Source organism: Hyphomicrobium zavarzinii ATCC 27496 (assembly GCF_000383415.1).
GTDB lineage: Bacteria > Pseudomonadota > Alphaproteobacteria > Rhizobiales > Hyphomicrobiaceae > Hyphomicrobium_C > Hyphomicrobium_C zavarzinii.
Genome location: NZ_KB911261.1, coordinates 1 through 21,235, shown reverse-complemented (window position 1 = coordinate 21,235; position 21,235 = coordinate 1). Strand labels below are relative to the sequence as shown.

9 protein-coding genes are annotated in these 21,235 nt (G+C 63.0%); 6 read left to right on the top strand and 3 right to left on the bottom strand.

What is annotated here, in order from left to right; all coding sequences use genetic code 11:
• Positions 1-119: 119 nt before the first annotated feature.
• Positions 120-1,013: a lysophospholipid acyltransferase family protein gene (locus F812_RS0117645; protein WP_026868235.1), complete on the top strand. Its 894-nt coding sequence runs from the start codon at positions 120-122 to the stop codon at positions 1,011-1,013.
• A 73-nt stretch (positions 1,014-1,086) separates the two neighbouring features.
• Here F812_RS0117645 and F812_RS0117640 read toward each other — a convergent pair whose 3' ends face one another.
• The 3 genes from F812_RS0117640 to F812_RS0117630 all read right to left on the bottom strand — a co-directional run bounded on the left by F812_RS0117640 (position 1,087) and on the right by F812_RS0117630 (position 9,941).
• Positions 1,087-3,114 carry an O-linked N-acetylglucosamine transferase, SPINDLY family protein gene (locus F812_RS0117640; RefSeq protein ID WP_020087317.1) on the bottom strand — a complete coding sequence of 676 codons (2,028 nt, stop codon included), beginning with the start codon at positions 3,112-3,114 and terminating at the stop codon, positions 1,087-1,089.
• Positions 3,115-3,179: 65 nt separating this feature from the next.
• Positions 3,180-8,873, bottom strand: coding sequence for a beta strand repeat-containing protein (locus F812_RS0117635; RefSeq protein WP_020087316.1), 5,694 nt, complete (start codon positions 8,871-8,873; stop codon positions 3,180-3,182).
• A gap of 102 nt (positions 8,874-8,975) precedes the next feature.
• The gene (locus F812_RS0117630) at positions 8,976-9,941 is read right to left on the bottom strand and encodes a UDP-glucuronic acid decarboxylase family protein (protein WP_020087315.1); all 966 of its coding nucleotides are present in this window, start codon (positions 9,939-9,941) and stop codon (positions 8,976-8,978) included.
• A gap of 997 nt (positions 9,942-10,938) precedes the next feature.
• On the opposite strand from F812_RS0117630, the gene F812_RS0117625 reads away from it, so the two are divergent.
• From F812_RS0117625 to F812_RS0117605, 5 genes are all read left to right on the top strand, one after another.
• Positions 10,939-12,177, top strand: coding sequence for a hypothetical protein (locus tag F812_RS0117625; RefSeq protein ID WP_156827509.1), 1,239 nt, complete (start codon positions 10,939-10,941; stop codon positions 12,175-12,177).
• 205 nt (positions 12,178-12,382) lie between these two features.
• Positions 12,383-13,186, top strand: a complete 804-nt coding sequence (locus F812_RS0117620) for a DUF2189 domain-containing protein (protein WP_020087313.1) — start codon at positions 12,383-12,385, stop codon at positions 13,184-13,186.
• 477 nt (positions 13,187-13,663) lie between these two features.
• Entirely contained in the window at positions 13,664-14,203 is a 540-nt protein-coding gene (locus F812_RS0117615; protein ID WP_020087312.1) for an invasion associated locus B family protein, read from the top strand.
• Between the two features lie 78 nt (positions 14,204-14,281).
• A complete protein-coding gene (locus tag F812_RS0117610) occupies positions 14,282-16,006 on the top strand; it encodes a ShlB/FhaC/HecB family hemolysin secretion/activation protein (protein WP_083929242.1) in 1,725 nt (574 codons plus the stop codon).
• Between the two features lie 17 nt (positions 16,007-16,023).
• On the top strand, positions 16,024-21,235 hold a 5,212-nt coding region (locus tag F812_RS0117605), incomplete at its 3' end, for a GLUG motif-containing protein (RefSeq protein ID WP_020087310.1).

Sequence of the window (21,235 nt, the reverse complement as noted above, 5' to 3'; positions counted from 1 at the left end):
GCTTCAGAGCAACGAGCTGTGTCGGAGGTCCCATGCTGGGTCTGCGGGCAAGTCGTGTTGGCCAGGAGTATGTCGATCAATTTTCAACGCGCCCGCCGAAGGCGCGGAAGGAATCGTTTGTGCTATTGAAGGCAATAAAACACCGTATCGAGTACGGGGCGGCAGCCATCGCCATCGGCGCGATGGGGCTGGCCGGCATCGATACGTCAGCCAGCGTATTCGCGTGGATCAGCCGCACCATAGGCCCGCGCACGCGCAGGCATCAGCGAAGTCTCCGCAACCTCGCCATCGCATTCCCAGAGCGCAGTCCGGAAGAGCTGAACACCATCGCGCTCGAGATGTGGGACAACATGGGACGTGTCGCGGCCGAGCTCATTCTGGTCGACAGGATGATCGCGGACCCCTCCCGCATCGCCATCGCGGAGACGCCCGCGTTGGAGGAGGCAGTCGAGAAGCGAGCCCCGCAGATCGGCGTGACCCTCCATTCCGGCAACTGGGAGCTGGTGATCTGGCCGGTGCGGAAGTTCGGCGGCGCGCCGGGCGGCGTTTATCGTCCCCTCGCCAATCCGCATATCGACCGCATGATCCGAAGCCGCAGAGAGAGCCTCTTCAGCGGCGGCCTGTTCGCCAAGGGCAAGGAGGAGGGACCGAAAGCCGCGAAGGTGCTGATCGATTTCGTGCGCGGCGGGGGATGGCTCGGCTTCGTGTGCGATCACGTCGACAGGCGCGGCATTGAGGTCGATTTCCTCGGCCAATCCACCAGGGTCACGCATGTGCCGTCGCTAATTGCCCGCCACACCAGCGCTCGGGTCTGGATCGCGCGCGCCATACGAGACGGCAAGAAGAGCCGCTTCCGGATCGACATCAAGGAGATCGAGCTTCCTTCGGGCGACGACAAGCGTGCCGATTCCCATCTCGCCACGAGAAGGATCTTCGAGCAGTTCGAAGCCTGGATACGCGAGTACCCCGAGCAGTGGCAGTGGTGGAACATCCGCCCGCTGGGCGATCGCTGAGGTATGCCGGGCCGTCCGTCTCGAAACGCTCCAGCACGGAGCGGCTCCAGGCGGCGGCCGTCTCACTCGCGGGTTACGGCCACAACCGGCTGTCGCGCGGCAGCCGGATCGCCGAGTTCCACGCCTCTAGCCGGTCGCGGTAGAGCTTGCAGAGCTCGTCTCGTGCAGCGGGAACCTTTCCGTTCACGGCGATGTCGAGGCCGATGTCGAAGTAGTCGTTGAGGTTCGTATGGTCGGGTTTTGGCAAACGTCCTTCCACCGCCTCGGTCCACATATGACGAAAGAGCTCTTCGAGGTCCCGGACCAGGGCGGGCGTGTCGAACAGGCGCGAGGAGGAGCGGCTCGACAGAAGGCGGGCCTTCAGGGTCTCGATCTGTGCACGATCCTTTCCGAGCGCGATGGCGCGCGCCACGTAGCTGTTCTCGCTGTCGCAGACGAGATCGCCGAGCCCGGCCGCGTGAACCAGGCTGGCGCAGACGCGCGAGGCAAACGTTTTACCCGGATAGGTGAGAACCGGAACGCCCATCCACATCGCGTCCGATGCCGTCGTGTGGGCGCCATAGGGTGAATTGTCGAGGAACAGGTCCGCGAGCTGGTAGCGGGCCAGATGCTGCGGGTTGGGCATCTTCTCCGCGAAGATCAGCCGTTCCGCCGCAATACCCCCGTTCGCCGCCAATTGGCGGAGGCGCTTGTCGGTATCCGCGCCGCCGCTGAGCAGCCAGAGCACGCTGTCGGGAACCTGGCGAAGGATCGTGAGCCAGCTTGCGAACACCTCGGGTGTGAGCTTCTGGCAGCCATTTAGACAGCAATAGACGAAGCCATCGGCGGGAAGCCCGGCGCCCTCTCGCGACAGGGGCTCGCTGGCAACCACGCGCTTGCGGTCGTTGGGCTGATAGCACGCGAGCCGCAGGACCTTCTCTGAGTAGAAGATCTCGTCCTCTTCCGGAACGACGATCGGATCGGCGATGATGTAATGATGATGGGCGCTTCCCATCGTGCCGGGAAAACCGAACCAGTTCACGGTCACCGGAGCCGGGCGGTAGGAGAAGATCCGCGACCGCGCATCCTTGGTATAACCATTGAGGTCGATCAGGATGTCGATGCCGTCCTCGCGGATGCGCTGGGCCGCCTGTTCGTCCGAAAGGCGTGTGATGTCGACCCAATGATCGACGCTCTTTTGCGAGCGATCCTTCGTTCCATCCGGCCGGTCGATGCCACAATAGTAGGCCGTGATCTCGAACGCCTGCCGGTCGTGCGTCTCCAGCACATCGGCCATCGCGAAGCCAACGGCGTGCTCGCGCAGGTCCGAGGAAACGTAGCCGATCCTGAGCTTCTGCCTGAGAGAGGCCCGCTCCTTCGCGGCCGTCGCATGACACAACGGCCGGCGTGGCGGCCCCGTCAGCTCCTTGCTGTATTTGAAAGCCCGCGCCAGTTGGAACATCGGGTCGTCGCTGTGAACCGCAAGCGATAGCGGCGAGATGTGCGTGAATAGCGCCTTGAGGCTGACATGCTCAGAGGGAGTGACGGCGGGCCATTTGCACTGGCGCTGCCGCAGCGCGATCCAATGCTGCGCCACTTCCGGCTGGTTCTCGTTGATCTCGAGCGACTGGCGCAGCGCATCCTCCGCCGGCTCGTCCTGCTGGAACGTCTCGAGCACGCGCCCGATCTGCTGGAGCGCGACCAGCTTGTGCTTCACTGAGCTGCCGTCGATCAGCCCGGTCTGCGAGACGAGCGTGAGCCATTGCGTGACGGCCGCATCGAACTGTCCGTCATCCTCCAGAAGGCGGCCGAGATTGATATGCGAGGGCATGAAATCCGGCTTGAGCGAGAGCGCCGCACGAAGGGCGTTCATCGCGCCATAGCGGTCGCCGGATTTGTTGAGGGCGACGCCGTAGTTGAAGTAGGCCGCATGCAGTAGCGGATGGGCCGGGTTCCGCGCCACCCAATTGCGGTAGAGCGCGACGGCGCCCTGAATGTCGCCCTGCGCTTCGCGCGTCTCCGCAAGGCCGAACAGCGTGCCGATGTCCGCGCCGATGGCGGCTTCGGCGTTGGCATCCGCGACGATGACGGGATCCTGGTTGGGATGTTCGATGTAACTCATGCTCGTCGTCCACTCTCACAAAGCCGGAACGTCCTGGATCAGCCTCGGCGGATGCCCCGCAGAGACTACGAGATTGCCGATTGAAGCGCTGCGAGCTGCTCGGGCGTCATGCTGTCGAGCTGCGTCTGCGTAAAGGCCGCGATCTGGTTGCCGTTGAGGGCCTCGATGCCCGTGGTTGTCAGGCCGCTGATAGCGGTTGTCGACAAGGAGGAGATCTGTGTCGTCGTCAGGCCCGCGATCTGGTTGGCGGTGAAGGAACCCATCACGCTCGGGCTCAAGCTGTTGAGCTGCTGCGAGGAGAGGCCGCCGATCTGTGTCGACGTCAAAGCGCCAAGCTGAGACGAGGAGAGTAGCGCCAGCATCGTGGTGGTCAGGTTGACGACCTGCGAGGTGTCGAGCGAGGCGATCTGCGTCTCCGTAAGCGCCGCGATCTGCGGCGTCGTCAAGGCACGGATCTGGACGCGCAGTAGGCCCTGGATCTGCGCGGCGGACAGCGAGGCGATGTCCGTCGTCGTCATGGCCCGGATCTGCGTCGTATCCATTGCCGCGATCTGTGTCGCGCGGAGGCCGGCGAACTGCGTTGCCTCGAGCGAGCCGATCTGGGTTTCCGTCAGCCCCAGGATGGCCGTCGTCGAGATGGCGCTGATCTGAGTGGAGGTCAGCACGTCGAACTGCGTCGAGGTCAGGCTCGAAAGCTGGGCAGCCGTAAGGCCGCCGATGGACGTGCGCGAGAGCAGGCCGATCTGCGTGGTCTTGAGGCTCGAGAGCTGATCCGGCGTCAGAGCCGCGATTCCGGTCGCCGAGAGGCTCGCGAACTGCGTGCTGGTGAGCGCGTCGAGCTGCGTAGTGGTCAGCCCCGCTATGGCCGTCGTCGAAAGGCTCGCGATCTGGGTGGCGCGGATGCTGCCCATCTGCTCGCTCGTCAGCGAGGAGATCTGCCCGTTGGTCAGGCCGGCTATGGCACTGGTTGAGATCGCGCCGATCTGCGCGGTGGTGAGCGCACGCAGTTGCGCCGTGCTCAAGGCCGCGATGCCGGTTTGCGTCAGGCCGCTGATTTCGTCAGGCGAAAGCGCCTGGAGCTGGCGTGTCGAAAGCGTGCTGATCTGGCTGGCGCTGAGGGCTGAGATCTGCCGGGACGTCAATCCGGAAAGCTGTGTCGTCGTCAGGCTCGAGAGGCGTGTGGTCGAAAGTCCGTTGATCGCGGTTGTCGAGAGCCCGCCGATCTGAGCGGCGGCCAGCGCCGAGAATTGCGAGGCGCTGAGGGATTCGAGCTGCGTCGCGGTGAGACCGGCCAATCCCGTCGCGGCGAGCGCCTTGATCTGGCTCGTGGTGAGCGCGCCGAGCTGCGAGGGCGTGAGGCTCGCCGCCTGTGTCGAGGTTAGTCCGGCGATTGCCGTGGTGCTCAGGACCCGCACCTGGTCCGAGGTGAGGCTGGCGAGCTGTGTGACCGACAGCGCTGCGATTCCGGTGGTCGAGAGGGCGGCGAACTGGGTTGTCGTGAGGGCCGCGAGCTCCGTCGTCGTAAGGCCCGAGATCGCCGTGGATGACAGCGCGCCCATCTGCGCCGTCGTGAGGCTCATGAGCTGTGTCGTCGAGAGGCTCGCGATCTGAGAGCCAGTGAGCCCGCTGATGGCGGTCGGCGAGAGCGCCCGGATGTGGGTGGTCGTCAGCGCCCCGATCTGCGTGCTGCTGAGCTCGGCCAACTGGCTGGAGCTGAGGCCCGCCGCCTGCGTTGCGCTGAGGCGCGAGAGCTGGGTGGTGCTTAGGCCCGCGATCTGCTCGCCCGTGAGGGCCTGGATCTGCGTAGAGGTGAGCGCAGCAAACTGGGTGCTGGTGAGGCCGGCGATCTGCGTGCTGGTGAGCCCCGAGATCGCGCTCGTGGAAAGCGCGGCGATCTGCGACGTGGCGAGCGCCGCGATCTGCTCGTCGCTCAACGTCGGGCTCTGCGTTTCCTTGAGACCGCCGAGAGCTGCCGTCGTCAAGGCCGCGATGCGCGCGGCCGATTGGCTCGCGAGCTGTGTGGTCGTCAACGCCGAGACCTGAGCCGAGGTGAGCCCGCGAAGCTGTGTCGTCGTCAATCCCGAAAGCTGCTCGACCGTCAGGCTGGAGATCGCGGCCGTCGAGAGGCCCGAGATCTGCGTCGAGGACAAGGCGTCGAGCTGGCCGGTGCTCAGAGCGACGATCTGCGTTTCGGAGAGGCTGGCGATTTGCGATTGCGTCAGGCCTTTGACCTGCACCGTGCTCAGGGAGCCAAGAGCCGTCGTCGACAGCCCCGAGATCGCGGCGGTGGAGAGGCCGCTGACCTGGCGCGACGTGAGCGTGCCGAGCTGCTCCGGGCTCAGGCTGGACGCCTGGGCCGCGCTGAGCCCCGCGATCTGCTCGGGAGAGAGCACCGCGAGTTGCGACGTGCTGAGATAGCTGATCTGCGTGGTCGTGAGCGCGCCGAGCTGCGCCGCGGTCAGGCCGCGGATGTGCTTGGCGTCGAGCGCGCCGATGCTCTCCGCCGTCAAGGCCGCGATCGCGGACGTGGAGAGACCGCCCAATTGCGTCGAGGTCAAGCTCGCGAGCTGCGTCGTCGTAAGGCCACCAAGCTGCGTCTCGTTGAGCGCTCCCATCTGCGTCGCGGTCAGGCCGTCGGCCTGACGAATGGAGAGAAGCTCGATCTGCTCGCCGGTCAGCCCGGAAATTGCCTCGGGCGTAAGCGCGCCGATCTGCGTCGAGTCGAGGGCAGAGAAATGAGTGCTGGTGAGGTTCGCGATTTGCGTCGACTTGAACCCGCGCATCTGCGCGGTGGTCAGCGCACCGATCTGCGAGGTCGAGAGAGCGGCGACTTGCGTGGTGTCGAGCGCGCCGATCTGCGTTGCGGTAAGCGCCCGCACCTGGCTGGTGGAGAGAGCCCCGAGCTGCGTCTCGCTGAGCGCCTTGATGGCGTCCGGAGAGATGCCGACCATCTGGGTGGTGACCCAGCGGGACATCTGCTCGACGGAAAGCGAGGCGATCTGGTTCGCGTCGAAAGCCGAGATCTGCGCGGCCGTGAGCTTGCTGAGCTGCGTGGCGGAAAGCGATTGCAGCGCCGTCGTCGAGAGCCCGCTGATGGCCGCCTTGGAGAGGGCCGAGATCTGCTCGGACGAAAGCGCGGCGAGCTGTGCGGGGCTGAGCGAGACGATCTGATATTCCGAAAGCGCGCGGATCTGCGTCTGCGAGAGCCCTGTGAAGAAGCTCAGGGAGAGAGACGTGATGTCCTCGGCCGCGAGCCCCGTGATGCCGTCCGCCGACAAGGCGCCGATCTGTTCAGACGACATCGCAGCGAGCTGCGTTGGAGTGAAGCTCGCGATCTGCGTGTTCTTGAAACCGGAGATTGCCGTGGTCGTGAGGTTAGCGATCTGCGTGTCCGAAAAGGCCTCGATCTGCGTATCGACCAGCGCGGAGGCCTGCGTCGCGACCAGCGCGCCAACCTGGGTTGTCGTGAGGGCCGCGATGTCGTCCGCCGAAAGGCCCTTGATTGCCGAGGTGGAGAAAGCCGCAATCTGCGTCTCGGCGAGCAGGCCGATCTGCTGCGGCCTCAGTGCCTCGACCTGAGCCTCCGAAAAAGCCCTGACCTGGGAAGCCGCGAGCGCCCCGATCTGGTCCGCGCTCAGGGCGCCGACGGACGTGGTCGTGAGCCCCGAGATGCCAAGTGTTGAAAGGGCCGAGATCTGGCTGGGCCTGAGAGCGTTGAGCTGGGCGACCGACAGAGCCGACACCTGAGTCGCGCTGAGGCTCGCCATCGCAGTCGTCGAGAGCGCCGCGATCTGCGATGTCGTAAGCGCCGCAATCTGGTCCTGGGTGAGGCCGCGCACCTGCGTGGCCTTCATGGCGGCGATCTGCGTCGTGGTGAGGTTCGTGACGCCGGTCGTATCGAGCCCGCCGACGGCGGCAGCCGTCAGGCTCGCCATCTGGACTTCCGAGAGTGCGCTGAGCTGGGACGACGAGAGCACGGCGATCTGCGTGTCACGCAGGCCCGACAGCGCCGACGGCGAGAGCGCGCGGATCTGATCGGTCGTAAGCGCGGCCACCTGCTCCGTTCCGAACGTCGCGATCTTGGCGGAAGTCAATCCGCTGATCTGCGTCGTCGTGAACGACTGGATCTCGGCCGGCGACAGGCTGTTGATCAGCGTGGAGCTGAGCGAGGCGACCTGGCCCGGCGTGAACGACGCGATTTGTGCCGGCGTCAGCCCGCGGAAATTCGTCGTGGTGAAACGGGCGACCTGCGTTGTGGAAAGGCTCGAAACCGGGAGCGCCTGCAGTCCCGAGCTCGACAACGCGTTGATCTGCGACGAGGTGAGCGCCTTCACCTGCGTCGCGGTCAAGGCCTGGAGTTGCGACGGATCGAGCGCAGTCAGCAGTGACGTTGTGAGAGCGGCGATATGGGCGGGCTTGAGCCCGCGTATCTGCGTGGCGGTCAGCGCGCCGATTTCGCCGTCAGTGAGCCGGTTGAAATTCGTCGTCGAGAGTGCAGCCAGCTGGGCCGGCTTGAGCTCCAGGATCTGCGTTGGCGACAGATTGTCGAACGCGGTCGTGCTGAGACCGTTCAACTGCGAGACGGAGAAGTTTGCCGCAGTCAGCGCCTGAAGGGACGAAGGCGCCATCTCGCTGAGCTGCGCCGGCTTAAGCCCGCTCATCTGTGCGGTCGTCAGGAGGCCGAGCTGCGATGGAGAGAAATTTGCGAGCGTCGTGGCGGTAGCTCCCGCCAACTGCCGGGCCGTGAGCCCCGAAACCTGTGTGGCGGTGAGCGATTGGAGTGCCGTGGGCGACATCCGGTTGAGCGAGGTCGTCGAGAGCGCGGAGATCTGCGTCGCGCTGAGAGCCGCCAGCTGCGAGGACGTGAGGTTGTCGAACGCAGTCGTGGAGAGCGTCGCGATCTGCGTCTGCGTGAAGCGCTCGGCGGGCAATGCCTGAATTGCTGACGGCGAGAGTGCAGTGAGCTGCGTGGATATCAGCGCCGCCATCTGCTGGGTCGTCAGCGACGCGAGCTGGCTTGGCGTGAACTTGGTGATCGTAGTGGTGGGGAGGTTCGAGATCTGGCGCGCGGTCAGCCCGCCGATCTGGCTGGTGGTGAAGCCCTGGATCTCGCTCGTCGACAGAAGCGAAAGCGACGTCGCCGAAAGCGCGGCGACCTGCGCCGGGGTGAACGCCGAGATCTGCGCCGCGGACAGGTTGTCGAATGCGGTCGCGGAGAGGCGCGAGACCTGGAGCGGCGTGAGCCCGGAGACATCGAGCGCCTGCATCTTTTCGGGCGTAAGAGACGTGAGATGCGATGCCGTGAGGCCGCTCACCTGGGTGGAGGTGAAAGACGCGATCTGGGTCGCGCTGAACTTCTCGAGCGTCGTGACGGTGAGACCGGCAATCTGGGTCGAGGTGATGCCGCCGAGCTGCTCGGGGGTGAGCTGCGCGATTTCCGTCGCGGTCAGGCTGTTGAGCTGCGAGGCGGAAAGCGCCGCCATCTGCGTTGACGTGAAAGCCGCGAGATCATCGCCGACGAGCACTTCGAACAAGGCGAGGCTGAGCTTGTTCAGGTTGACCGGTGCCAACGCCGATACCGCGGTGGAGGTGAGGGCTTCGATATTGGTCGTGCTGAGACTGTTGAGCTGGGTAGCCTTCAACGCGGCGGCCTGCGTCGTCGTCAAGGCTTCCATGTCGGTCGTGTCGAGGCTGCGCATCGTCGTTTGCGACAGCTTCGCGATCAACGATGCGGTGAGACCGGAGAAGATCGACGTCATCGCTGGCTACCGTCGCGGGTTCCACGGATCTGCATCATCGATTTGGCCTCGTTCCCTCTCGACGGCATCCGGGCGCCATGGCGGCGGATTCGCTCCTCTCCATCAAGCCTCTACGGTGAGTCCGCCTGCTCTCGCCAGCACGCTGTCGAAATAGGCGATCGTCCGGCGCAATCCCTCCTGGAGATCGACCGTGGGTTTCCAGCCGAGCGTTGCCTTTGCAAGCCCGATGTCGGGGCGGCGCCGCTCAGGATCGTCTGTGGGCTTCTTGAGGAACGTCAGCTTGGAGCCCGAGCCCGTGACATCGATCACGCGCTCGGCGAGCTCTCGAATCGAGATTTCTGCCGGATTCCCAAGGTTGATAGGCCCGGTCAGCGTGCTGTCGCTGGCCATGAAGCGCAGGATGCCTTCCACCATGTCCTCGACGAAGCAGAACGAGCGGGTCTGGCTGCCGTCCCCATAGATCGTGATCGGCTCGTCCTTGAGCGCTTGTACGATGAGGTTGGACACCACCCGGCCGTCGCCGACCTGCATCCGCGGTCCGTAGGTGTTGAAGATCCGAGCGACTTTGATCTCGAGGCCGTGCTGCCGGTGGTAGTCGAAGAACAGCGTTTCAGCGCAGCGCTTGCCCTCGTCGTAGCAGGAGCGCGGCCCGATCGGGTTCACGTTGCCCCAATAGTCCTCGGTCTGCGGATGGACTGCGGGATCTCCGTATACCTCGGACGTGGACGCCTGAAAGATCCGGCAGCGCAGCCGCTTGGCCATGCCGAGCATGTTGATGGCGCCGTGGACGTTGGTCTTCGTCGTCTGGACCGGATCGCGCTGGTAATGGATGGGGGAGGCGGGACACGCGAGATTGTAGATCTCGTCGACCTCCAGATAGAGCGGGAAGGTCACGTCGTGCCGCATGAGCTCGAAGCGCGGATTGCCGATCAGGTGCTCGATGTTCGTCTTTGAGCCGGTGAAGAAATTGTCGACGCAGATGACGTCGTTGCCCGCGCCTATCAGCCTGTCGATGAGGTGCGATCCGATGAAGCCGGCACCTCCCGTGACTAGGACACTTTTCCTCACGTCGAACTCCCCCGCGCGCCAGACCCCGTGGGCGCCGCAGGCGAGTGAGTGTCTCTGCTGCCAGCCCCTTGAACCCTCTAACGGAATCGAGCTTGTGTCAAACTGACGGGCCGCGCAGAAACACGGCAGTTACAAATACTCTGGGGATAAACGCCGAAGGCGTTCCCGGCATCACTCGAACGATCCTCGAACCGCGTGCCCGCAGCGGGATAAGGCCCGCGAGAGTTGCCCGGCAAGCGTGGCCGCAACCGAATCCTCATCCAGAATGTTGGACGTGGCCGGCAGAGCGCCGCAGCGGCCTCGCTCTGCCGCCTTCGCACGGAATTATTGCGCTCGGCCTCGGATAAGCGGCTAGCACATGGCGCGTCATCTGAACGGCATTATTCAATTTGAGGCGTGTCCCAAAGAAGCCGGTCCCTTTTGGGCGTGCCGTGCGATTCGCTCAATTTCCCAAGATTCATCAAATGGGTGCTATCGCCGATCGCGAGTGATGATCCATGTTCTTTTTAATTGCGCGATAAGGAATGGTTAATGGCGGGCGCTCTATTCGCCATTTATTTATTCTGTTTATTACCGCAAATGCCCTTGGCGAGCGTAATGGAAATGGTATGTTTCAGCTAAATGGCGGGGTAATTAATTACTATTTGTGTCGGGTTTTCTGCGGGAAATTCTGAACAGCGAAAATAAATTGAAGAGGCTCGTTGCCGAGCGCGGAAACTTGCGCGCTGACGGCGGCGTGAAGGGGCTCAGTACGAATTTCAGTCGCGCGATTTGCCATGGGGGGTGAGCGTTGCGAAGCATATCGAGCATCGCGGTCTTCGAGACCGCAAGTCCCGCGAGTTATGACGAGCGCGGGATCACATGGCCGCTTTTAGCGCCCCACGCTGTCCTCCTCTACCTTTCTGGATGTTTGGTCGCCTGCACCCAACTCATTGAAGCGGAGCCGATCCCGCTTTTGAGGCTCTGCCACATTGGGATGGCTGGAGCGCTAATACTGGTGCTCGCCAGTCGCGATTTCCGGCGCGGATTTTTCAGCTCCTACATCAAGGACTGGGGAGCGATCCTGCTGGTGATGTTTCTCCTGTATTTCATTGTCCTGGCGAGCATTTACCCGAGCGCTCGTATTTCGGCGGAATATCAGAAAATATGGTTTAGCCGCCTCTGTGCAGGGCTGGCACTCGGATTTGTGCTGCTCTACGCAACTCGGACATCTAAGAGCAGTGCCGGCGACACAAATTTCCGTTGGGAATTGTCGGCGCTGGTCCTTGCGCTCGCGTCGTTGGTGTGGATCACCGCGCGGCTGCTCCTTATCTGCCGCTCGGATATCTTTCTTGTTCAGTACAGGGCTGGCGCGCCCGTCATCTATCAGGCATTCGGTGACTATCTCTTCCTTTGGTACTTCTGCGTCGTCGCGTCCGCCCGTCGATTGTTCGCCGCTCGCAACACGCTGCCCGCGCTTGCGGCGCGGGCGAGCGTTTACCTGGGCCTCGCGGTGTGGACTGTCTTCATCGCGCAAGTCGTAGGCTCCAATGGAGCTGCAATCGGGATCGCTCTTCTCGCCGTCTTGATGTTCGGGTGCGATTTGTTCGTCGGAGTGCGCAGCATTGAGCGCCGGTCAAAGTGGGCGGTTGGTGCAGTGCTTGCCGGAACGGGAGTGCTCGGTGCCGCTCTGGCGGTGAGCATTGCCATCAGCGTTCCGCCGCTCAGGATGTTCAACTATGAGCCGTTCCTTCGCGTTGCTGCTCTAGACCTTGCGTCGGACAGTTCCGACGATATCCCGCCGCTGACCATTGTTGCCGGCAGCAGCGTATCCTCGCGCTGGAAGATCATTTACGAGGACGCGGTTGATCAGCTTGCGCTCGATCCAATGTTCGGCGACCTCGGCGCCGAGGTGAAAACCTTTCGCCCCGGCGGCTATATTCACTCGTTGATTTCGGTCCAATCGCACACCGGCCTTATAGGCTCCATGCTCCTGATCGGTTTCCTTTTGAGCCGGGCTAAGGTCGCATGGCGCACCTTGGGTGCCGACGACATCCCGGCCGTAGCATTTCTGATCGTGGTCCTGCTCGTCGCTCTGACAGCGAGATTTTTCGTCTGGCTTCCCCTCTGGTTTGCGATCGGCATGCTGTTGGCCTTGCGAGGACGCGTACCGCCCGGCGAGCGTCCACTGGCGCAACGTCGTTTTGCGCTGGGGCTGTCCAGCCGTCGGGTGCCCCCAGGCTGGCCCCCCTTGTAATCCTGGTGGAGGATCGGACGGGCCGTACCCGGCCAATGGCGTGCCGTTGCCTCCGCTCTTGCTGCACACGCGAAAACGAAGAGTGTCGCGGGCGCGGCAGGCATGCGCTATTCTTGACAAATGTCACGGATCGGGCGGGACGTCATCGATGTCAGCGAACCGCCCGAGAGGCGGCTTTGGCGAGGCGGCGCGGCGGAGGGGAAGCATGGGGACGGCATCGCTATCGGGCAAAATTGATCCCGTCGTTCGCGAGATCTCCACCAGCGACGTCATAGAGGCTTTGGCGCAAGGCGTGCGGGATTTCCAAGCCGCGCCCTGGTACGGCATCCTGCTGGGCGGTCTCAGCGCCATCACGGGGATCGCGATCGTTGCGACCTTGCAGATTCTCGGGATGCCTTACCTTGCCTACCCGATCGGGGCGGGCTTTGCTCTCGTCTGTCCGTTTGTCGCGGCCGGGCTCTACGAGGTGAGCCGCCGTTTGCAGACGGGAGAGCCGCTCTCGGCAGGCGAGATCTGGCGCAAGGTGAAAAGCCGCAGCGAGGTCCGCTGGATGGGCTTCATGACGGTCTTTGTGCTCATCATGTGGATGTATCAGGTGCGCCTGCTCATGGCCCTGTTCCTTGGTTACAGCGGGATGGGCGCGTCCCTTCACGACTTTGTCAATATCGTGCTGACGACCACGAACGGTCTTTTGTTCCTGCTGGTGGGTAATGTCATCGGCGCGGTGCTGGCAACCATCCTGTTCTCGCTCTCGGTGGTGTCCTTTCCGCTCGTCCTCGATCGCGATGTGGACTGCGTGACCGCCATGATCACGAGTGTGCGCGCGGTCGCAATGAATCCGCTGCCCATGCTGCTGTTTGCGGTGGTGATCGTCGCATTGCTGGTTCTCTCGGCTTTGACGGGATTTTTGGGACTGCTGGTCGCATTGCCGGTTCTCGGTCATGCGACGTGGCACCTTTTCCAGCGTGTGGTTGCGCCGGAGCCGGCACAGGCTCTTCAAGGCGCCTAGCCGGAACACGAAGCGCGGCCCGCTCATCAAGGCATTGTGATGCGCGCTTTCGCGACCACGGAGATTGAGTTCGCGCGCCCCGAACCTCCCACCTGACGAAGAAGCCCCCGAATTACGCAAATGTGCGGAACCGCGCCAGCAACGCTGCTTGATCGGCGGTGCTGATAATGGGCTTCTGCCTAGGATTTTCCCTCAGCGTGTGAAATCGCAGCAGATCCGCGCAGCACACCAGTCATCCAGCGCAATTCGGGAACGCCTCGAAGCTCGGCGGCGCCTTCAGCAGCGGGCGCGAGCTGCATCGGCGGAGAACGCTCGAGTGCCCGCACGCCTGATCCGGGTCATTACGCGCTAGGTTTTCCGACGAATCACACCAGAATAACCCACAAGAAAATGTACGGACAGATACAATCAGATAGCTGAGTTATTTATATGCCAAAGATCATTTCGGCCTGCTTGGCTCTCATGTGCGGACCACTGATGATCGCTCTGGCGCAGTCGGCCGCTTACGCGGAGCCGACACCTGCAACCCGCGCCGCAACGGTGCCCGCGCCGGTTTCGTCCGATCCTCACGCGACGTCCGCGACGTACGGGGATTGGGTTTTGGTCTGCCAGAAGGTTGCGGATGAGGCGGGAACGGCAAGCCGGCTCTGCGAGGTCTCGCAATCCGTTCAGGTTCAGGGCCAGTCCGGCCCTATCGCGCGGCTCGCGATTTCAAAAACCAAAAGCCCTGCTGCCAATGTCCTGACGATTGTTTTGCCGACCAACGTATTGCTCACCGAAGGGCCGAAAGTGGCAATCGATGAAAGCGATCCGATCGCCCAGAATCTCATCTGGGCGAGATGCTTGCCTGGCGGATGCTTTGCGGAGGTCGCGCTGAAAGACGACGTTCTCGCGAAATGGCGTGCGCAATCCGAGCGCGGTCGCCTTGATTTCAAGGATGGCTTGGGCCGCAGCGTCGCGGTGCCATTCTCCTTCCGCGGGCTGGCGCCCGCCTACGATGCGCTGAGCAAAGAATGACGATATGCAGGTGGTGAAGCAACAAGACACCTGTCCGCCGCGCGCTTTCCATCTCGTCTCCCAGCGGACGAGGTGGCGATGAGCTGTGAGCGGGGCCGATATCGGAAACGAGCTGGAATACTCGTCACGCTGTTGGCGCTCGCGCCGTTGAACGCAGGTGCCCAGGCGCCACCTGCAAGCCAGGTCACGCCGGAGACGCTACGTCCCCCGGAGGACTTTGGCGGCGGAGGCATCGTGATGTCGGGTGCCGCGCCTCTCGATGTGCCCGCAGGCGCAGAACGGCTCACGGTGACGATTGCGAACGTACGCATCGAAGGTGGTTTCCCGGAGCTTGCCGCTGTCACTGCTGAACTGTCGCGTCAGATCGTGGGGCGGCGCACGACTGCCGCGGAGCTCTACGCGTTCGCGGGCGTGGTAGAGCAAGCCTACGCCGCCGCGGGGTATGTGCTGGCGCGCGTGGTGCTCCCGCCGCAGACGCTTCTCGATGGAGGAGAACTCAGGCTTCTTGTCGTCGACGGTTATGTCGAGGATGTCGACGTTCAAGCCTTATCGCCGCGCGTGCGCGATGTCGTCGTGTCTCGCATGGCGCCGCTCATCGGCCAGCGCCGCATCAAGCTGGATGAAATCGAACGCCGGCTGCTTCTCGCGTCTCACGTGCCGGGCCTACGGCTGCGCAGCACGCTCGCGCGTGGGCGCGAGCAGGGCGGCACGCGGCTGATCCTCAATGGCGAGCATAGCATGGTTGGCGGCACGCTCGGCGTGAACAACCACATGAACGAGAGCTACGGGCGCTGGCAATACGCGTCGTCAGCGGAGGTGAACAGCGCATTCGGGTTCGGCGAGCAGGTCTACGGTACCTACATCGGTTCCGACGAGCTTGGCGCCACGCTGGACGGCACGGCGCCGCTTCGCATCGCCGGCGTCGGCGCTGTCATCCCGATCAGCACCGATGGTCTGGCGCTGAACCCCGAATACACGCATTCGAGATCGCGCCCGATAGATCAGCTTTTTGCGACGCAGGACGTGTTCGAGCGCTTTGCGCTTCGCGTCTCCTACCCTGTTGTCCTGACGAGAGCGCGCAGGCTCGATGTCGAGGCGCTCTACGAGCACAACGAAGCCATCTCCGAGGCCATCGACTTCGGGCTCGACCTCGACCATGACCGCTACAGCGTCGTTCGTCTCGGCCTCGATCATAGGTCCTATACGTCGCGCGGGGCGCCCGTTTTCCTGTCGGCGACAGTCTCCCAGGGGCTGGGCGGCCGGGACGAAAGCGACGCCATTGCGTCCGGGGTGCCGCTCTCGCGCATGGGCAGCGATCCGGACTTCCAGAAGCTGGTCGCGGAGATGCACTACATCCATCCGCTTCCGGAAGACCTGCGGGTAAGCCTGCTCGTGCGCGGTCAGACATCCTTTGGCACACCGCTGTTCGCGTCGGAGCAGTTTTCTCTGGATGGCCCGCAATCGATCTCTGGCTTCGAGAGTGGCACGTTCAGCGTCGATGAAGGTCTCCTCGCGCGCTCCGAAATATCGAGATCGTTTTCGCTCCCCACCGTGGCATGGGCAACGGTGGTAACGCCGTACGTGTTCGGTGCGGCGGGGCGCGGCTGGCTTGTCGAGCCGACAATCGTTGAACCTGGAAGGATCGACGTTGCATCCGTGGGCGTCGGTACGCGTGCCTTCGTGGAGGGGCCGGACGGATTGCCCTTGGGCTCGATGAGCCTCGAGCTCGCTCGGCGGTTCACGGACGACCCGAGGGCCGAGGAAGGGTATCGCGTGATGTTCAATGCTGGCGTGAAATTCTAGAACTGGATTTTGACACCATGTCAGCGAGACGTTTCCGCCGCATCTCCTACATCGCTTTGCTGGCCGTGCTCGGAGTGCACCTGGCGCCCGTCACAGGCGAGGCGCAGCAGCACGCATTGCCGCAAGGCCCGAGCGTCGTTTCGGGCGGCGTGACTGTGGGGGCGCCGAGCGGCGGCGGCCTGACCGTCACGCAGTCCACGCCGCGCGCGATCGTCAACTGGAATAGCTTCTCGGTCGGCCAGCCGAACTCGGTCACGTTCCAGCAGCCGGGATCATCGTCCGCGATACTCAATCGCGTGACTGGCGGGACCACATCGACGATCGCGGGCAAGGTCAGCGCCAATGGACAGGTGTTTCTCGTAAACCCGAACGGTATCGCGATCACGCCGACGGGCACCATCAACGTCGGCGGCGGCTTCGTGGGATCGACGCTCGACATTCGCGATCAGGATTTCCTCGGCGGCGTGCTGGACTTTTTCGGCACAGGCTCGTCGGCAGGGGTCGTCAATCAGGGCTCCATCCAGGCGGGCTCAGGTGGCTTCGTCGGCCTGTTGGGCGGCAACATCTCGAATGCCGGCACCATCTCGGTGCCGCTCGGACGTGTCGGCCTCGGTGCAGGCGAGCGGGCAGCGCTCGATCTAACCGGCGACGGCTTTCTGCAAGTCGCCATCCCGCCCGGGACGGTGAGCGCGCGCGCCCTCATCGACTCGAGTGGACGGATCAAGGCGCCCGGCGGACGCGTGGAGCTCAAGGCTGCAACCGTTCGCCGCGCAATCCGCGACGCCGTAAATGTGTCGGGTACTATTGCCGCGAAATCGGTTTCGGGTGTCGATGGCGCCATCGTTCTTGGCGGCGGCGAGGGCGGCAACGTCAACGTAACCGGCACGCTCGATGCCGGTGGCGCAACAAAAGGCGGCGCCGTCGACGTCAGCGGCCGCTCCGTCAGGATCGACGGCGATGCGAGAATTTCGACGAGGTCCGAAGCGGCAAAAGGCGGCGCCGTCACCATAACCGCGAGCGACAAGATTACGCTCGGCAAGGCCAAAATCGATGCATCCGGCGCAACCGGCGGCGGCCATGTTCGGATTGGCGGCGACCTGCAGGGCGGCGGCACCCTCACGCGTGCGCATGATGTCGTGATTGGAGCCGATGCCGAAATCCGTGCCGATGCGGCGGCCGACGGAAACGGCGGCACGATCATTGTCTGGTCCGACGGTCTGACCTCGTTTGAAGGGCGCATTTCGGCGCGAGGAGGCGCGCTCGGGGGGGACGGCGGTTTCGTAGAAGTGTCCGGCAAGCAAGTGCTCGACTATCGCGGACTTGCGGACCTGACGTCTTACAAGGGCCGTTTCGGCACGCTGCTGCTCGACCCGTATGACATCACAATATGGTCGGGCGCTTCTGCGCGTGTGAGCGGTCTCACGCCATCCGCAAACGACAGCCTGATCAATGTGTCCACGCTGCGGGACCAGATCGAGCTGGCGAACGTCACGCTGACGACAGGGGCCTCCGGCTCGCAAAACGGTAACATCACGCTTCTGGCTCCGCTGAGCTGGACTGCAGATACGGTGCTGACGCTCTCGGCGGCCGGGAGCATTTTTGTTCACGCGCCTATCGTTGCAACGGGCACGTCGGCGGGGTTTGCCGTGAACCACGGGGGCCAGTTCAAAGTCTCGCCGGGCGCCTTTGTGTCGCTGCCGGGCGCCAGCTCAACGTTCTCCGCCAACGGCGAAAGCTACACCATGATCCGCTCCGTAGCGGATCTCCAAGCCATACAAAACGGTCTGGCTGGAAAGTATGCAATTGCGGTTGCCATCGACGCGGCTGATACGGCGACATGGAATGGCGGTGCCGGTTTTAAGCCCATCGGAAAGGATTATCCGTTCTTCACCGGCAGTCTCCAGGGCCTCGGAAACCCGATCGTAAACTTGACGATCAATCGGCCGGGCGAAGACCGGGTCGGTCTCTTTTCTGTAACTGACGGTGGGGCGTTTATTTCCAACGTTGCCCTCGCCGGAGTCTCCATTACTGGACAAAGCAAAGTTGGCGGGCTGGTGGGGACGAGCTATGGGGCCTCCACCATCTCATCGAGCTATGTAACCGGCAGCATCTCGGCAAATGGCTGGGAGAGCAGTGTCGGCGGTATCGTCGGTTACGCTTGGAACGGGGGCGTGATCGCCGACAGTTTTTCGTCTGCCGACGTCACTGGAACGGGTGTTGTTGGCGGTCTTGTTGGTTTCAATCAGGGAACGATAACGCGAAGTCACGCGACAGGCACGATAACCGCAACGAACTATATCGCCGGCGGTCTCGTGGGATCGAACTACGGAACCGTACAGTTTAGCTATGCAACCGGCGTTGTGCATGCGGCCAGCATGATGGCTGGAGGTCTAGTCGGAGACAATACCGATGGCAGAATTGATTACAGCTATTCAACCGGGTCTGTAACAGGCGGCGACTCGGTCGGCGGGCTGGTCGGCTACATGAACAGGGCTGCGGTTTTAGGAAGCTATGCGACCGGTTCTGTAGCAGGCCAGAGCAGTGTCGGCGGGCTCGTTGGAGCTAGCGCCAACAGTTCTCACGTCACGCAGAGCTACTGGGACATCCAAACCACCGGGATTTCATGGGGCTATAGCTATGCGAGCGGCACGTTCTCCGCGACCGGCCTGACAACGGCTCAAGCAACGTCGCAAGCCAGCTACACCAGCTTTGATTTTACCAACACATGGGTCAGCTTCGACGGAGCGCGGCCGATGTTGCGCCATGAGTATTCGCAAGGGATCTGGAACACCAACCAGCTCCAGCTCATGGGGTTGAAACTCGGCGGACGATACGTCCTGACACAGGACATCGATGCAAGGGCAACAGGGGTCGCCTCATCCGTATGGGGCACGAGCGGCTTCAGTCCCGTCGGCACATCGTCACAGAATTTTACCGGCTCGTTCGATGGGGCAGGATTTGAAATCTCCGGCTTGACGATCAATCGCGCGTCGCAAACGGACGTAGGTCTCTTTGGGCGGGTACGAGGCAGCTCTGCACGAATTTCCAATGTTGGCCTTGTCGGCGGCTCCATCAGGGGCGGGACGAACACAGGCTCGCTCGTCGGTCAACTTGAGGTAAATGCCACCGTCTCGAATAGCTATGCGTCGAGCACGGTCGCTGGCACTACGGCTACGGGTGGTCTTATTGGAATAATAAGCGCGGCGACCGTGGAAGGAAGCCATGCGACTGGCGCGGTCACGGGACAAGCGTCTTCGGGAGGTCTAGTCGGAAGCGTTACCGGTACGATCCGCGACAGCTACGCGACTGGCACCGTGACGGGTGACGGGTCGATGGGAGGGCTCGCCGGAGGTGCCTCAAGCGCTACGATCAGCGGCAGCTACGCGACGGGAAATGTCACCTCCACCGGCAACTCGGTTGGAGGTCTGCTCGGTGGCGGAACACAGACGACCGTCTTGTCCAGCTATGCGAGTGGGACCGTGCAGGGCGCAGAGAGCGTTGGCGGCTTGATCGGATCGCTGGCGTATGGGTCCACGCTCTCCAAGAGCTACGCGACGGGTGCCGTCTCAGGCACGACGCAGGTCGGCGGCCTCGTGGGTTATCTACGGGAAACCAACCATTCTCCATTGACCTCCGTGACCGAGAGCTACGCGACCGGAAACGTCACGGCGACCGGGTCGAAAGTCGGCGGGCTCGTCGGGTACAGCAACTACTACACCACAGTGGCCAAGAGTTACGCGACCGGAAATGTATCCGGCCTGACGAACGTAGGCGGGCTCATCGGCGAGAGCTGGCAATACACGAAAATTTCGTACAGCTACGCGACTGGGACTGTATCCGGCACGACCAGTGTTGGTGGATTGGTCGGAGTGTTGCAGCAGGCCAGCACGACCCTGAATTCGTATGCCACGGGCGCGGTGGCTGGAAGCAGCCGGGTCGGCGGATTGGTCGGATCTCTGTCCGGAAGCACCGTGATGCAAAGCTACGCCACCGGCGACGCCAGCGGTCCGGAGTCGATCGGCGGCCTCATAGGATATCTTTACCAAGGCTCGGTTTATTCGAGCTACGCGAGAGGCAACGCGACCGGAACTGGCGGCAGCAGCAATCTGATCGGCGGTCTCGTCGGAGTGAGCCACGGCTCTTACCTCGAGTCCAATTACTCGACGGGGACGGCGCTGGGGACCACCAATGTGGGCGGCTTCATCGGCTTGAACAACGGTTCGAGCTTGTCCGCGAACTATTGGGACACGCAATCATCCGGACGCGCGACCGGTGGCAGCGGCGTCTCCTACGGGGTGACCGGCCGCACCACAGCGCAGATGCAGAACATCTCAAATTTCGCCACCAACTTTGTCGGTTGGGATTTCAGCGGCATTTGGGTTCCGCCAAACCAAGCGGGCCAAGGCGGCGATACGACTGCCCACTATCCCGAACTCTATGCCATGGCGCGTGCGATTGCCGTGAAGGCAGATGACGCGTCTGTGACGTACGGCGACGCGAGACCATCCTTCACATATGGGCGGTATGGCGGATACGATGCCGTCACAGGGGTGACCGCGTATGTGTTGGCGGGACCGGAAACGATAACGCCGAGTGACATTCCGGGCGCGTTCTCGTTGGCCGATCCAAATGCGAGCTCGAAGAGCTCGACCGGGCACGATAACGCCGGAAGCTACGCCATCACCGCCAACGCCGTGGCGAGCCCCGGTATCTCGGCTGCATCGCCGGCAGGCACGGAAACCTATCGTTTGATCGTCGTGCCCGGAACTCTGACGGTCGATAGAAAGGCGCTGACGGCGACCGCGACGGCAAACAACAAAGTCTATGACGCGACGGCGGCCGGCAGCGTGACCTTCGCGGACGACCGCCTCTCCGGCGATGTGTTGACTGTCGACAGCACAGAAACCGTGTTTGCCGACGTGAATGTCGGGACTGGAATTGCAACAACCACTTCGGGGATCACTCTCTCTGGAGCAGACGCTGCAAACTATAGCGTCAACGCAACGGCGACATCGTCGGCCGACATCACAGTGCGGCACGTAACGGTCACGGCCGATGCCGGTCAGTCGAAGGTCTACGGCACCACCGATCCCGTTCTCGCGTATGCGATCAGCTCCGGCTCTCTGGTCGGGAGCGATGCGTTCTCGGGTGTTCTGTCGCGAGCCGCAGGCGAGAATGTCGGCAGCTATGCCATCGGCCAGGGCTCGCTGGATCTTGGCGGGAACTACA

Coding starts and splice junctions, on each gene's coding strand:
- F812_RS0117610 (WP_083929242.1), top strand. CDS start 14,282: ATGAGCTGTGAGCGGGGCCGATATCGGAAACGAGCTGGAATACTCGTC.
- F812_RS0117620 (WP_020087313.1), top strand. CDS start 12,383: ATGGGGACGGCATCGCTATCGGGCAAAATTGATCCCGTCGTTCGCGAG.
- F812_RS0117635 (WP_020087316.1), bottom strand. CDS start 8,873: ATGACGTCGATCTTCTCCGGTCTCACCGCATCGTTGATCGCGAAGCTG.
- F812_RS0117615 (WP_020087312.1), top strand. CDS start 13,664: ATGATCGCTCTGGCGCAGTCGGCCGCTTACGCGGAGCCGACACCTGCA.
- F812_RS0117640 (WP_020087317.1), bottom strand. CDS start 3,114: ATGAGTTACATCGAACATCCCAACCAGGATCCCGTCATCGTCGCGGAT.